10 protein-coding genes are annotated in these 14,655 nt (G+C 43.3%); 2 read left to right on the top strand and 8 right to left on the bottom strand.

Annotated features, from left to right (window positions below):
- Nucleotides 1-21 precede the first annotated feature (21 nt).
- The gene (gene rpoB / locus GMD3S_RS0207345) at nt 22-3,633 is read right to left on the bottom strand and encodes a DNA-directed RNA polymerase subunit beta (RefSeq protein WP_000907170.1); all 3,612 of its coding nucleotides are present in this window, start codon (nt 3,631-3,633) and stop codon (nt 22-24) included.
- A 441-nt stretch (nt 3,634-4,074) separates the two neighbouring features.
- On the opposite strand from rpoB, the gene GMD3S_RS0207340 reads away from it, so the two are divergent.
- Nucleotides 4,075-7,791, top strand: a complete 3,717-nt coding sequence (locus GMD3S_RS0207340) for a pullulanase (RefSeq protein WP_000723756.1) — start codon at nt 4,075-4,077, stop codon at nt 7,789-7,791.
- 202 nt (nt 7,792-7,993) lie between these two features.
- Here GMD3S_RS0207340 and GMD3S_RS0207335 read toward each other — a convergent pair whose 3' ends face one another.
- Genes GMD3S_RS0207335 through GMD3S_RS0207305 form a run of 7 tightly spaced genes read right to left on the bottom strand, consistent with a single transcriptional unit; the run spans nt 7,994 to nt 13,329 of the window.
- A complete protein-coding gene (locus GMD3S_RS0207335; protein WP_000942256.1) occupies nt 7,994-8,758 on the bottom strand; it encodes an amino acid ABC transporter ATP-binding protein in 765 nt (254 codons plus the stop codon).
- A gap of 9 nt (nt 8,759-8,767) precedes the next feature.
- Nucleotides 8,768-9,490 (bottom strand): amino acid ABC transporter permease, encoded by a 723-nt coding sequence (locus GMD3S_RS0207330; protein WP_000350566.1) that lies wholly within the window; start codon nt 9,488-9,490, stop codon nt 8,768-8,770.
- Nucleotides 9,491-9,493: 3 nt separating this feature from the next.
- Complete coding sequence (locus GMD3S_RS0207325; protein WP_000255460.1) at nt 9,494-10,186, bottom strand: amino acid ABC transporter permease; 693 nt, start codon at nt 10,184-10,186, stop codon at nt 9,494-9,496.
- Nucleotides 10,187-10,218: 32 nt separating this feature from the next.
- Nucleotides 10,219-11,097: a transporter substrate-binding domain-containing protein gene (locus GMD3S_RS0207320; RefSeq protein ID WP_000036997.1), complete on the bottom strand. Its 879-nt coding sequence runs from the start codon at nt 11,095-11,097 to the stop codon at nt 10,219-10,221.
- A gap of 11 nt (nt 11,098-11,108) precedes the next feature.
- The gene (locus tag GMD3S_RS0207315) at nt 11,109-12,107 is read right to left on the bottom strand and encodes a uroporphyrinogen decarboxylase family protein (protein ID WP_001290979.1); all 999 of its coding nucleotides are present in this window, start codon (nt 12,105-12,107) and stop codon (nt 11,109-11,111) included.
- A gap of 2 nt (nt 12,108-12,109) precedes the next feature.
- Nucleotides 12,110-12,313, bottom strand: coding sequence for a hypothetical protein (locus GMD3S_RS0207310; protein ID WP_000837741.1), 204 nt, complete (start codon nt 12,311-12,313; stop codon nt 12,110-12,112).
- Between the two features lie 11 nt (nt 12,314-12,324).
- A complete protein-coding gene (locus tag GMD3S_RS0207305) occupies nt 12,325-13,329 on the bottom strand; it encodes a uroporphyrinogen decarboxylase family protein (RefSeq protein WP_000157314.1) in 1,005 nt (334 codons plus the stop codon).
- A 367-nt stretch (nt 13,330-13,696) separates the two neighbouring features.
- Between GMD3S_RS0207305 and GMD3S_RS0207300 the strand changes: the two genes are divergently transcribed.
- A complete protein-coding gene (locus tag GMD3S_RS0207300) occupies nt 13,697-14,554 on the top strand; it encodes a 5'-nucleotidase, lipoprotein e(P4) family (protein ID WP_000703381.1) in 858 nt (285 codons plus the stop codon).
- The last annotated feature ends 101 nt before the right edge of the window (nt 14,555-14,655 follow it).

The following is a 14,655-nucleotide window of genomic DNA, read 5'->3' as shown; positions in this document are numbered from 1 at the left end:
TTTCTATTCTAAGTGAACTGCTTATTCTTGTTCAGCAGCTTCTTCTGTTGCTTCCGCTTTTGTTGCTTTCTCAGCTTCTTCAGCTTCAAAGGCTGCTTTAGCCTCTTGGGCCGCTTTTTCGCGGGCTTTTTCAAGGTCATCTACGTGGATGACATCTTCGTCCATTCCTTCATCCAAGTCACGAAGTTCCACTTCTTGGTCATCTTCGTCAAGGACACGCATGTCAAGACCAAGAGATTGCAATTCTTTTACAAGAACTCGGAAGGATTCTGGAACACCTGGTTTTGGAATTGGTTTTCCTTTTGTAATAGCTTCATAAGCTTTCAAACGTCCGTTGATATCGTCAGACTTGTAAGTCAAGATTTCTTGAAGAACATTTGACGCACCGTAGGCTTCAAGAGCCCAAACTTCCATCTCACCGAAACGTTGTCCACCAAACTGAGCTTTACCTCCGAGTGGTTGTTGGGTAACGGTTGAGTATGGTCCGACTGAACGCGCGTGCAATTTATCATCAACCATGTGGTGGAGTTTGATCATGTACATGACACCAACTGATACACGGTTGTCAAACGGCTCACCTGTACGTCCATCATAAAGGATTGTTTTGGCATCGCTATCCATACCTGCTTCTTTAACAGTGTCCCAAAGGTCTTCAGAACTTGCTCCGTCAAAGACTGGTGTTGCGATGTGGATACCAAGAGTACGGGCTGCCATACCAAGGTGGAGTTCCATAACCTGACCGATATTCATACGTGATGGTACCCCAAGTGGGTTCAACATGATGTCGACTGGAGTTCCGTCTGGAAGGTAAGGCATGTCTTCTACAGGGACGATACGAGAGACAACCCCTTTGTTTCCGTGACGTCCGGCCATCTTATCTCCGACTTTGATCTTACGTTTTTGAGCGATGTAGACGCGAACCAGCATGTTAACGCCAGATTGCAACTCATCGCCATTTGCACGTGTAAAGATCTTAACATCACGAACAACACCATCGGCACCGTGTGGTACACGAAGAGAAGTGTCACGCACTTCACGAGACTTATCTCCGAAGATAGCGTGCAAGAGACGTTCTTCAGCTGAAAGGTCTTTCTCTCCCTTAGGTGTGACTTTACCTACAAGGATATCGCCTTCTTTAACCTCAGCACCGATACGGATAATACCCATTTCGTCAAGGTCTTTAAGAGCATCTTCACCAACATTTGGAATTTCACGAGTAATTTCTTCAGGCCCAAGCTTTGTATCGCGTGTTTCTGATTCGTATTCTTCGAGGTGGACAGATGTGTAGACATCGTCTTTGACCAAGCGTTCGCTCATGATAACGGCATCCTCAAAGTTGTAACCTTCCCATGTCATGTAGGCAACGATTGGGTTTTGTCCAAGCGCCATTTCCCCTTTTTCCATAGAAGGTCCGTCAGCGATAAAATCGCCTTTTTCAACAACATCGCCAACTTTAACGAGAGTGCGTTGGTTGTAGGCAGTACCTGAGTTTGAACGACGGAATTTTTGGATGTGGTAAACGTCCAATGAACCATCTTCGCGGCGTACTTCTACCTTGTCAGCATCTGCGTATGTAACTTTACCATCATACTGAGCAATAACAGCAGCACCAGAGTCATGAGCTGCTTGGTATTCCATACCAGTACCAACGTAAGGTGCTTTTGGATCAATCAAAGGCACAGCCTGACGTTGCATGTTGGCACCCATGAGAGCACGGTTGGAGTCATCGTTTTCCAAGAAAGGAATACATGCAGTCGCAACGGCAACTACCTGTTTTGGTGACACGTCCATGTAGTCAACCACTTCTGCTGGATATTCTTGGTTGACCCCTTGGTGACGTCCCATGACAACTTTCTCAGCAAAAGTACCGTCCTCGTTAAGACGAGAGTTAGCCTGCGCTACAGTAAATTCATCTTCTTCATCGGCTGTCAACCAAACGATTTCATTGGTCACAACACCTGTTTCACGGTCAACCTTACGGTATGGTGTTTGAACAAATCCATACTTATTCAAGTGTCCGTAAGATGACAAGTTATTGATCAAACCGATGTTAGGTCCTTCAGGTGTCTCGATTGGACACATACGGCCATAGTGAGTATAGTGCACGTCACGTACTTCATATCCTGCACGGTCACGTGTCAAACCACCAGGTCCTAAGGCTGACAAACGGCGTTTGTGAGACAACTCAGAAAGCGGGTTGTGTTGGTCCATGAACTGTGACAACTGTGATGAACCAAAGAATTCTTTAACCGCTGCTGTTACAGGACGGATATTGATGATTTGTTGTGGTGTTAAAACTTCATTGTCCTGAACAGACATACGTTCACGGACATTACGTTCCATACGAGAAAGTCCAAGACGTACTTGGTTGGCAAGCAATTCACCAACTGCACGGATACGACGGTTTCCAAGGTGGTCGATATCATCCACACGTCCGATACCTTCTGCCAAGTTAAGGAAGTAGCTCATCTCTGCAAGGATATCCGCAGGAGTTACAACGCGAACCTTGTCGTCTGGATTGGCATTTCCGATGATGGTTACAACACGGTCTGGATCTGTTGGGGCAACAACCTTGAATTTTTGAAGGACAACTGGTTCTGTCAGAACAGCTGCATCATTCGGAATATAAATGATCTTGTTCAAGTCGCCATCCAAGTGGTGCTCGATACTCTCGATCACACTGCGAGTCATAACGGTACCAGCCTCTACCAAGATTTCACCAGTTTCAGGGTCTACCAATGGCTCCGCAATGGTTTGGTTGAGCAAGCGTGTTTTAACGTTGAGTTTTTTATTGATCTTGTAACGACCAACAGCTGCCAAATCGTAGCGGCGTGGGTCAAAGAAACGTGCTACAAGCAAGCTACGTGAGCTTTCAGCAGTCTTAGGCTCACCTGGACGAAGGCGTTCGTAGATTTCTTTCAAGGCTTCGTCTGTACGAGAGTCCATTGGATTCTTGTGGATATCTTTTTCAACGGTGTTGCGAACCAATTCGCTATCACCAAAGATATCAAAGATTTCATCATCACCTGAGAAACCAAGCGCACGAACCAAGGTCGTAAATGGAATCTTACGAGTACGGTCGATACGAGTATAAGCGATGTCTTTTGAGTCGCTTTCAAGTTCCAACCAAGCTCCACGGTTAGGGATAACAGTAGAACCATAGCCCACTTTGCCGTTCTTGTCTACTTTGTCATTAAAGTAAACACCTGGTGAGCGGACCAACTGAGAAACGATAATACGTTCACCACCATTGATAATGAAAGTACCCATTTCGGTCATGATTGGGAAATCACCAAAGAAGACTTCTTGGGTCTTGATTTCGCCTGTTTCTTTATTGATCAAGCGGAAGGTTACAAAAATTGGTGCTGAGTAGCTAGCATCGTGGATACGAGCTTCTTCGAGCGTGTATTTTGGTTCCTTGATTTCATAGCCAACAAATTCCAACTCCATTGTGTCTGTGAAGTTTGAAATTGGCAATACATCTTCAAATACTTCCTTAAGACCGTGATCTAGGAAATCTTTGAATGAATCCGTTTGAATTTCAATCAAATTTGGTAAGTCAAGAACTTCTTTGATTCTTGAAAAACTACGACGGGTACGATGTTTCCCGTATTGAACGTCATGTCCTGCCAAGATGATTCTCCTTTGTAAATAAATTCCAAGCCTTGTCAATCAGGCTTTTCTAATCGTCATATGGTTTTTAAAACCCCTATCACCGTGTCCCTTTGATGAATTTTCAGAATCTTTAAATTTTTGTTACAAGCACTCAAAAACCTGAAAAAAAGCACAAAAAGAGCAGCTAAATCTGACTTTTCCAGAAGATTTAACTGCTGTGAGCCTTGTCTGGACAATATTTCAGACAAAACCTACGACAAATGATTATTCATATTATACCTTATTTAGCTAGATTTTTCAAGGTTTTTTTACTATTTTTTAACAATCTTTTCCTATATATTATTTTAAAATTTCAAGAGAATGAAGCATTATATTTTCTCTCAAAAATTAGGAAAACGCTTGCACTAATGTTTACCTCGTGCTATACTGATAGGGAACAACTACACAAGGAGAATTGTGATGAAAAAGATCCCATCTCAAACTGAGAAAAAAATGATTTATGGTATCCGTTCCTTGAAGAACGGAACTGGTTCTGTCCTCATTGGTGCCAGCATTGTCCTGCTTTCTGCTGCAATGCCAACTATTTCGGCCAATGAAAACCTTCCTCAAACTCAGAAAAATACCAGCGCTGTGACCAAGGCCCCTACTGAGACTGAAACGAGTCAAACTCAAAAGGAAACGCCTATTTCTGAACAAAAGAATGCAAACGCTTCCCTTGATTCTAAAAAAGAAGCTCCAGCTGTGGAAACTACTACAGCACTAGAAACACCTAAAACAGAAGATGCTACTACAAGCCAGGCTAACAGCAAGGAAGAGAAAGTAGATAACAGCACTGCAACGCCAACTTCAGAACAAAAACCACAAGCTGACACATCCTCTGAAGAACCCATCGCAGACAACCACTTCCGTATCCATGTAAAAAAACTCCCTGAAGAGAACAAAGATTCTCAAGGTCTTTGGACTTGGGACGATGTTGAAAAACCGTCTGAAAACTGGCCCAATGGAGCCAAGTCCTTCAAGGATGCCAAGCAAGATGACTACGGCTATTATCTAGATGTCAAACTCAAAAATGAGCAAGCCAAGAAAGTCAGCTTCCTCATCAACAATACCAAGGGGGATAACCTGACGGGAGACCGTTCTGTAGAGCGCCTCTCTCCAAAAATGAATGAGGCCTGGCTAGATGAAAACTACAAGGTATACAACTACCGCCCTCAACCAGCAGGAACTATTCGTGTCAACTACTACCGCACCGATGGAAACTATGACAAAAAATCTCTCTGGTATTGGGGCGATGTCAAAAACCCAAGCAGTGGAGAATGGCCTGACGGTACTGACTTTACCGCAACTGGAAAATATGGACGCTACATTGATATCCCACTCAATGAAGCTGCAAGAGAATTTGGATTTTTATTACTAGACGAAAGCAAGAAAGGCGATGATGTGAAAATCAGAAAAGAAGATTATAAATTCACTGATCTAAAAAATCACAGTCAGATTTTCCTCAAAGATGATGACGAAACCATCTACACCAACCCCTACTACGTTCACGATATCCGTATGACTGGTGCCCAACACGTGGCTAAATCTCGTATCGAAAGCAGTTTTTCTACCCTCGTTGGAGCTAAGAAAGACGATATCCTCAAACACTCCAGCATCACTGATTACCAAGGGAATAAAGTAGCTATCACAGACGTGGAAGTGGATGAGGCAGGTAAAAAAGTGACCTACATCGGCGACTTCTCTGACACTCAACACCCTTACACTGTCAGCTACAATTCAGACCGCTTTACCACACGTTCAAGCTGGCGCCTCAAGGATGAGTCCTACAGTTACGATGGGCCACTCGGCGCAACTCTGAAAGAAGATGGCAAGCGTGTTGACCTCACCCTCTGGTCTCCAAGTGCTGATAAGGTTTCCGTTGTTGTCTATGACAAGAAAGACCCTGAAAAGGTAGTTGGAACTGTCCCCCTTGAAAAAGGAGAAAAAGGAACCTGGAAACAAACTCTGGATGCAAACTCTGGTCTCGGTATCAGCAACTACACTGGCTACTACTACCACTACCAAATCGAGCGCCAAGGTAAAACTGTCCTCGTTCTTGACCCTTATGCCAAATCATTAGCGGCTTGGAACAGTGACCTAGCAAAAACAGATGCCGCTCATAAGGTCGCTAAAGCTGCCTTTGTCGATCCAGCGAAGTTAGGTCCGCAAGACTTGACCTATGGAAAGATTCGTAACTTCAAATCACGTGAAGATGCCGTTATCTATGAAGCTCATGTGCGTGACTTCACTTCGGATCCTGCCATCGCAAAAGACTTGACCAAACCATTCGGTACCTTCGAAGCCTTTATCGAAAAATTAGACTATCTCAAAGACTTGGGTGTGACCCACATCCAGCTCCTTCCAGTCTTGTCTTACTACTTTGTCAATGAATTGAAAAACCATGAACGTTTGTCTGCCTACGCTTCAAGCAACAGCAACTACAACTGGGGATATGACCCTCAAAACTACTTCTCCTTGACTGGTATGTACTCAAGCAATCCTAAGGATCCAGAAAAACGTATCGCAGAATTCAAAAACCTCATCAACGAAATCCACAAACGTGGCATGGGGGCTATCTTGGATGTGGTCTACAACCATACTGCAAATGTTGATATTTTTGAAGATATTGAGCCAAATTACTATCACTTTATGGATGCAGACGGAACTCCACGTACTAGCTTCGGAGGCGGTCGTTTGGGAACTACCCACTACATGTCTAAACGTGTCTTGGTAGACTCCATCAAGTATCTGGTTGAAACTTACAAAGTAGATGGTTTCCGCTTTGATATGATGGGTGACCACGATGCGGCTTCTATCGAAGAAGCTTACAAGGCTGCACGCGCCCTCAATCCAAATCTCATCATGCTAGGTGAAGGCTGGAGAACCTATACTGGTGATGAAAATGCGCCTGTGCAACCTGCTGACCAAGATTGGATGAAGAAAACAGATACTGTCGCTGTCTTTTCAGACGACATCCGCAACAACCTCAAGTCTGGCTATCCAAACGAAGGTCAACCTGCCTTTATCACAGGTGGCAAACGCGATATCAATACCATCTTTAAAAATCTCATTGCCCAACCAACCAACTTTGAAGCAGACAGTCCTGGAGATGTTATCCAGTATATCGCAGCCCATGATAACTTGACCCTCTTTGACATCATTGCCCAGTCTATCAAAAAAGACCCAAGCAAGGCTGAAAACTACGCTGAGATTCATCGTCGTTTGCGACTTGGAAACCTCATGGTCTTGACCGCTCAAGGAACTCCGTTTATCCACTCTGGTCAGGAATACGGACGTACCAAACAATTCCTTGATCCAGCCTATAAGAATCCTGTCTCAGAGGATAAGGTTCCAAACAAGTCTCACTTGTTGCGCGACAAGGACGGCAAGCCATTTGTCTATCCTTACTTTATCCATGACTCTTACGACTCTAGTGATGCTGTCAACAAGTTTGACTGGACCAAAGCTACAGATAGCAAAGCATATCCTGAAAATGTCAAGAGCCGTGACTACATGAAAGGTCTGATCGCTCTTCGTCAATCTACAGACGCTTTCCGACTCAAGAGTCTGCAAGATATCAAGGAGCGCGTCCACCTCATTACTGTCCCAGGACAAAATGGCGTTGAAAAAGAAGATGTGACCATCGGCTACCAAATCACTGCTCCAAACGGTGATGTCTACGCTGTCTTTGTCAATGCGGATGAAAAAGCTCGCGAATTCAACTTGGGAACTGCCTTTGCTCACTTGAGAAAGGCCGAAGTCTTGGCTGATGAAAACCAAGCAGGACCAGTAGGAATTACCAACCCTCAAGGCCTTAAATGGACTGAGAAAGGATTGAAATTGAACGCTCTCACTGCTGTCGTTCTCCGCTTGTCTCAAGGTGGTGCCATTGTCGCTCCAGCTGTGGAAGAAAAACCAGAATTTGATCTTTCTAGCTTGGAAGTTGAACCAGAACAAGGCCAAGCTCAAAGCCTAGCAGCCAATCCTGAAACTCAAGAAACCGCTGCAGAGGCTAACTCTCAGAACCTCCTTCCAAACACAGGAACTGAGAGCAAATCACTTCTTGCCCTTGCTGGATTCAGTATCCTTGCCCTTCTCGGACTTGGATGGTTGATAAAAAACAAGAAAGAGAACTGATACTCAATGAAAATCAAAGAGTAAACTAGAAAGCTAGCCACAGGCTGCTCAAAGCACAGCTTTGAAGTTGTAGATAAGGCGAAGCTGACCTGGTTTGAAGAGATTTTCAAAGAATATAACCTAGCCCTCCTATAGAGAAAACACCCCATGGTCAGAAGAATCTTCTAGTCATGGGGTGTTGTTTTTATGATACACTTAGCTATCAAATCATATATTCTACACTATAGCTAGCGTCTGATAAGATACGAGCCAGGAACTGCTTGGTTCGTTCTTCTTGTGGACGACTAAAGAAATCGTGGGGATTGTTCTCCTCTACGATACGGCCTCCATCCATGAAAATAACGTGGTTGGCGACATCTCTAGCAAATCCCATCTCATGCGTGACGACCACCATGGTCACACCTTCTCCCGCCAACTGTTTCAGAACATCCAAAACATCTCCAACCAACTCAGGGTCTAGTGCTGATGTTGGTTCATCTAGCAAAATGACCTCGGGTTTGACGGCAATAGCACGCGCAATTCCTATTCGTTGTTGTTGCCCTCCAGATAGTTGTGAAGGGTAGTAGTCTTTGTAGGCCAGTAAACCAACTTTTTCCAAGGCAGATTCTGCACGTTTGAGCGCTTCTTCCTTGGGAACTTTACGAGCTACGATTAGGCCTTCTAGAATATTTTCCAGAGCAGTTTTATTCGCAAAAAGATTGTAGTGCTGGAAAACAAAGGCTGTTTTTTGGCGAATTTCTAGAATGTCTTTCTTGCTCAATTTGGATAAGTCATAGGTTTTTCCTGCCAAGGTCAAACGGCCACTATCAGCTTTTTCTAAGTGGTTGAGACAACGGAGAAAGGTCGTTTTCCCAGAACCTGATGGTCCTAAAATAACAACGACATCCCCTTGGTTGACCTGAAGATTAACATCCTCCAAGACCTGTCTCTCTCCAAATGTTTTTGCGATATGTTCTACTTGTAACATCCTGTCCTCCTATACAAAACGCGCGCTAGATGTTTTTGCTCTCTCTTCTTTTTTCACATAGCCTTTCTCCAGTAGGGAGAAGCCCCACTGAATCAAACCACAGATCAAAATATACTGCAAAAAGATCACAAAATATGACTCAAAATACTGGTAACCGTAGGACGCTTCCACACGAGCAATAGCGGTGATATCCTTGATAGTCATAACAAAGACCAGGGAGGTCCCTTTGACGATATTAATCACCAGATTGGCCAAGTTAGGCAAGGCTGAGCGCAAGGCTTGAGGAAAAACAATCCTTAGATAGGCCTGGGTCGTAGTCAGCCCAATCGCATGCGCTGCCTCTAGTTGTCCCTTGTTCACCGTCAAGATGGCTGAACGCAAAATCTCCGATAAACTCCCGACTGTCATCAAACTATAAATGATGAAGGCATAGTAGAGAGGATCAAGTTTGAAAATATCAAAGTCACTTCCTATGCTTTTGAGAAATTGATTCAGCAAACTTGGAAACAAACTATAAAAGAAGAGAATCAATAAAATCGGTGGAGTCGCTCGGATAAAGGCCAGATAGACCAGAGAAAAACTCCTCACACCTCGAACCTTATAGATCTGCCCTAAGGCTAAAAATAGAGCTGGTAAAAAGCTTAAGACCATAGCCACAATCATGATAATCAAGGTGATTGGCACACCCTTCAAGGTCTCCAGAAAGGTCTTTACAATATAGTCTATATCCATTTCTTACCTCCCTTTTGTCTCCAAAGACTTCTCAAGCAAACGACTCAAGCTAGAAATAACCAAGGCAATCCCCCAGTAAAGAAGCGCAACTGCCGTATAGGTTTCCAGAGAGTAGTTCCCTAAATTGCGACTAATCAAGAGATTCCCCGCCCCCATAACATCAACGAAACCAATCGTATAGGCCAAGGCAGCATCTCGCATGAGATTGAGTATAGCGGTCGTTATATTGGGAAGAGCAACTTGAAAAGCTTGAGGAAAAATGATTCTCCAAAAAGTCTGACTTGGAGTCAAACCAATACTAAGCCCGGCCTCTGTCTGCCCCTTTGGAATAGCTTGATAGGCTGCCTTGAAAACCTCGGCAACAATAGCCGCAAACAAGAGAATCATCGTCAAGAGAACAAAAATAGTTTTAGACCAGTTGTTGATATCTAAACCAAGCCACCATTTCAGAAATTCTGGCAAGCCATAAAAGACTAGAAAAAGCAAGACAATCGGCGGTGTACAACGAAGGGTAAAGATATAGCCTTTGGAAATCGCTGCAAAACTCTTGTCTTCTCCTACTTGTGCCCAGGCCAAGAGACCTCCAAAAAGGGAACCAAGAAGAGTAGTAAAAAAGAGAATGGACAAGGTCATAGGAAGCGCCTGCCATAAGGTCGGCAAAAACTGAAAGACCTTGGAAAAATCATAAGAAACCATGCAAAACCCTTTCTAGTCTTGGAATTTCTGGTCTAGTCTTTGTCTACGTAACTAAAGACATCTTCTTTAAAGTATTGCTGAGATAGCTTAGCAAGCGTGCCATCTTCTTTCAATTCTTTAATTGCTTTTTCGTATTCTTTAGCAAATTTCTCACCCTTTTCATCACGGTGAATCAAGGGATAAGTTGGAATACCCTTGTATGGGAACCAGCTGAGTTTGTCCGCATATTGGTGGTAAGGGCCATCTTCTGCGGTAACTGCTTTTTCAAAGGACAGTTTGATATCAAAGAAGGCGTCATAACGTCCTTCTAAGACCCAGGCATAGGCATCTGCCACTTTAAAGGATTCAGCAGCTGTTAGCTCAATCGGTGCATCCTGATGTTTTTCATTGTAGCTGGTGATGACATTCCATTGAGCATTCTGTGGAGAGATGGGAACCAATTTCCCTTTATTCTTAGCAAAGTCATCAATGGTTTTGTATTTCTGTTCATCTTCTTTTCTGACCGTAAATCCGATGATGCTCGCTCCGACTGGTTCAGATGGAATGACAAACTTTTTAGCTCGTTCATCTGTGTACCAAGCTCCCTTGGTTCCGATGTCATACTTACCTGATTCCAGACCAATCAAGAGGTCATCATCACTGGTACCCGTATATTCAAATTGATAGTTTGCCAACTTCTCATCAACAGCCTTCAAAACAGCTACTTCATAACCATCTGATTCCCCTTTTTCATTTACAAAGTCATAAGGTACGTAGTTTTGTGTATGGGCAACCTTCAAGGTTATGACTTCAGCAGACGAAGCCGTTTTTCCATCCTTGGCTGGAGCACCAGCTAAACTTCTCCCGATAATCGTCGCCCCAATTACTGCAACAACTGCTACACCACCGATAATCCATGCTTTTTTACTCATCTTTTTCTCCTTTAGTTTTCAAGCGCTTCTCTCACCCACTGGATACGTTCAACTGCGATATCACTTGGAATGGTACAATCTGCCCCAAGTACCAATCCCTGTTCCCCAGCTTCTGCAACTAGTTTCTTTGCCTCAGCCTGAATGGCGTCCTTGCTACCAGTATACAGTAAGCCTGTCTTGCCATTTTCAAATCCTCCAAGAACCGTACGTCCCTTGAAAATCTCACGACCTTCCTTGAGAGTGATTCCCTCTGGTCCTACAGCCCAGTTAAAGACTTGGGCAGGATAGTCTGCAAAAAGGTGAATATCATTTCGCGCCCCCTCGTAGCCACAGATATGAAGAACAGTGACGCCACCAACAGCACTAGCCGCTTCCAGAACCGTTATCTCGCTAGGTGCAATGACGGCTTGATAATCTGCTGCCGACACTCGTTGATCTTGGATACTCTGCACGCTGAGGTAGATTCCGTCAGCACCAGCCTCTTCGATGACAGCTCGACTTAGACTCGCAATATCTTCTGCAATCACATCCAACACCTTCTTAAGGGCTTCAGGGTCTTCCACCAGAAAGTCCGCGATAAGGTCATCGCCGCCAGATACTTCCCCAAGCAGCCACTTGAGATAGGTCACAGGAGCAAAAATATTGTAAATCGCAACGATATCTTCTGTAAACTCTTGCTTGATTTTCTTAACCAAGTCCACCTGCTCTTTTATCCAAGCATGGTCTGATCCAAGTGGTTGAATGGTTGCCAATTCTTGAAGTGATTTGTCTTTGGCAATCGCTGGATTTGGATAAGCAAAGTAGCCATCACTCATGAGTTTGATAAAGTCTGGCTGAACTTCTCGGATAAAGCGCTTATGGCCCTCAATATTCTTCTCGATAATGACTGGATTTGAGAAACCGTGTAGCCATTCGTCTTCGGATGTGAAATGGTGCCAAAAGCCAACTGGCACACGATCAACCTTTTCACCTTTAAATGCTTTTAAAACCCATTCTTTTTTTTCTGACATTCTTATTCTCCATTTCTTACTTTTTCAACTAATAAACTGCTTGCGATATCATTCGAGCGTAGAAAGGGGAGACTGGACTTGGAAAAATCCTGAACTCCACGACATCTCTCTCCATTTTTGCAGTGCTGATTTTTTACGACGCTTATGGCAACCAAGGCCAGCAAACCGACAACTGCAATGAAGATGCCCCATCTTTTACTTTTCATAGCTCCTCCTTTTAGAGAACAGCTGCCTGCCGAATCCAGTCCAACCTCTCTAAGTCAAAGTCATCTGGAACAGTACAGTCAGCTCCCAGAAGAACGCCTTTACTACCAGCTTCAGCCAGCAACCGTCTTGTTTCATCTTGCAATTCCGCCTTGGAACCTTGATAAAGCAAGCTTTTCTTGCCGTTTTCAAATCCACCTAAAACGGCCTTGCCTGGAAACAACTCCTGCCCCTGTGTCAAACTAACATCCTCATGGTGGGTCGCCCAGTTGACCACTTGAGCTGGATAGTCCTTAAAAATCGTCACATCATTGCTCGCACCTTCAAAACCACAGATATGGAGGATATTGGTCCCACCCACCTGATTAGCTGCCTCCAAAATCGCTATATTGCTCGGTTCGATATAGGTTTGGTAGAGTGCTGGTGTGATGCGCTCATCTTGAATTTCCTGGGTACTGAGGTAAATCCCGTCAACACCGCCTTGCTGGATGATTTTCTGAGTTAGGATAGCAATATCTCCTGCAATCACGTCTAGAATAGCTCTAAATTGCTCAGGATTTTCAAGCAATAGATCAGCCACTTCCCTATCTCCTCGAGAAGTTTCTGTGCGGAACCAGCGCTTGAGGTAGGAGATTGGTGAAAAGATATTGTAGAAAGAAGCAATCTCTTCGGTAAAGGTCTCTCGAATCGCTTGTACCACTTCCACCTGTTGCTGAATCCATGGGTGTTCCTCACCAATCGACTCAATAGAAGTCAGCTCCCGAATGCTTGCAATCTTAGGATTATAGACATTACTTGGATAAAGGAAAAAACCATCGCTCATAATTTTGACAAAATCAGGGCGAATCCTTTCCACATAGCTGCGATGCCCATCAACACTTTTTTGAAAGATACGTGGATTATTTAATCCCTGCCCCTTTTCTTCGAGTGTTACAAAATGAAACCAAAATCCGACAGGAACTCTTTCCACTTCATCGCCTCGAATCGCTCTAAAGACTAAATCTCTTTTGCTTGCCATACCTTTCTCCTTCCATTTGGATTGAAACCATCTTACCACTCCTTTTCCCCTTTTCCCAATATATATTGACTATCAACTCGATTGAAAATTTTTATATCTATAAAGAAAAAAATCCCTGAAAAGCTTGATGTTACTAGCCTTTCAAAGATTCACTTTATTTTCATCTATTTTTCAAAAAGGAACTGATATAGATTTTCTATCAAGCCGATTGAATTTTTTTATATCCATCTTCATTCCCAAATTAAGTACATAATTTTATCCTAATACCAAATTACTACTGAAAAATTTCTTTTCTCTCGATATTTTCTTGCACAAATCCCATGAAAACGCTACAATATTAATAGACTATTATTAGGAGGATGGGATTATGAAAATATCCAAAGTTACCATTACAATTGCTTCTACACTTGCTTCCGTCATTTTACTGACTGGCTGTGGCACAAATTCGGCAAATTCACAGACAACACAAAGTAGTACATCTGACAATCAGGTTACAATGACCTATGATCAGTTGCGTTCAAGAGAAAATACTATGTCAACTCTTTGGTATCAAAAAGCAGCTGAGACCAAGGCACTCTATCTACAAGGTTACAATGTCGCTACTGATCGTTTGAAAGAACTACTAAAAACACAGACAGATAAACCCTACTCTATCGTTTTGGACTTAGACGAAACCGTATTAGACAATAGCCCTTATCAAGCGCAAAATGTCAAAGATGGAACAGCATTTACCCCAGATAACTGGGATATCTGGGTAAAAAAAGCCGCAGCCAAGGCTGTACCAGGTGCTAAAGATTTTCTCCAATTTGCAGACCAAAACGGTGTCCAAATTTACTATGTATCTGACCGCACGATAGATCAGGTAGATGATACGATCAAAAACCTAGAAAATGAAGGAATTCCTGTACAAAGCCGCGATCATCTCATGTTCTTAGAAAAAGGCGTCAAATCTAAAGAAGGTCGTAGACAAGCAGTCCAAGAAAAAACCAACTTAGTCATGCTACTAGGAGACAATCTTGTGGACTTTGCAGAGTTTTCAAAGACCTCTGAAACTGAGCGCGACCAAAAATTAGAGGAATTACAAAAAGAGTTTGGTGAGAAATTCATCATTTTCCCTAACCCAATGTACGGATCATGGGAAAGCACTGTTTACAATGGTAATAAATTGGATGCCAAGGGTCAAACTGAAGAGCGCCAAAAAAACTTACAAGGTTTTGATAAATAAAATAAGAGAACTATCTACCAGTTTACACCAACCACAAGATATCGTATTTGTGAGAATATCAAAAAAGACGATTTCCGCTTGGATAATCGCCTTTTTTGCTA

The organism is Streptococcus sp. GMD3S, assembly GCF_000298695.2.
In the GTDB taxonomy this organism is placed as follows: domain Bacteria; phylum Bacillota; class Bacilli; order Lactobacillales; family Streptococcaceae; genus Streptococcus.
This window is presented reverse-complemented; position numbering and strand designations above follow the sequence as displayed.

Bases quoted from the DNA above. Each gene is read 5' to 3' on its own strand.
- GMD3S_RS0207340 (WP_000723756.1), top strand. From the start codon at position 4,075: ATGAAAAAGATCCCATCTCAAACTGAGAAAAAAATGATTTATGGTATC.
- GMD3S_RS0207335 (WP_000942256.1), bottom strand. From the start codon at position 8,758: ATGTTACAAGTAGAACATATCGCAAAAACATTTGGAGAGAGACAGGTC.
- GMD3S_RS0207330 (WP_000350566.1), bottom strand. From the start codon at position 9,490: ATGGATATAGACTATATTGTAAAGACCTTTCTGGAGACCTTGAAGGGT.
- GMD3S_RS0207325 (WP_000255460.1), bottom strand. From the start codon at position 10,186: ATGGTTTCTTATGATTTTTCCAAGGTCTTTCAGTTTTTGCCGACCTTA.
- GMD3S_RS0207320 (WP_000036997.1), bottom strand. From the start codon at position 11,097: ATGAGTAAAAAAGCATGGATTATCGGTGGTGTAGCAGTTGTTGCAGTA.
- GMD3S_RS0207315 (WP_001290979.1), bottom strand. From the start codon at position 12,107: ATGTCAGAAAAAAAAGAATGGGTTTTAAAAGCATTTAAAGGTGAAAAG.
- GMD3S_RS0207310 (WP_000837741.1), bottom strand. From the start codon at position 12,313: ATGAAAAGTAAAAGATGGGGCATCTTCATTGCAGTTGTCGGTTTGCTG.
- GMD3S_RS0207305 (WP_000157314.1), bottom strand. From the start codon at position 13,329: ATGGCAAGCAAAAGAGATTTAGTCTTTAGAGCGATTCGAGGCGATGAA.
- GMD3S_RS0207300 (WP_000703381.1), top strand. From the start codon at position 13,697: ATGAAAATATCCAAAGTTACCATTACAATTGCTTCTACACTTGCTTCC.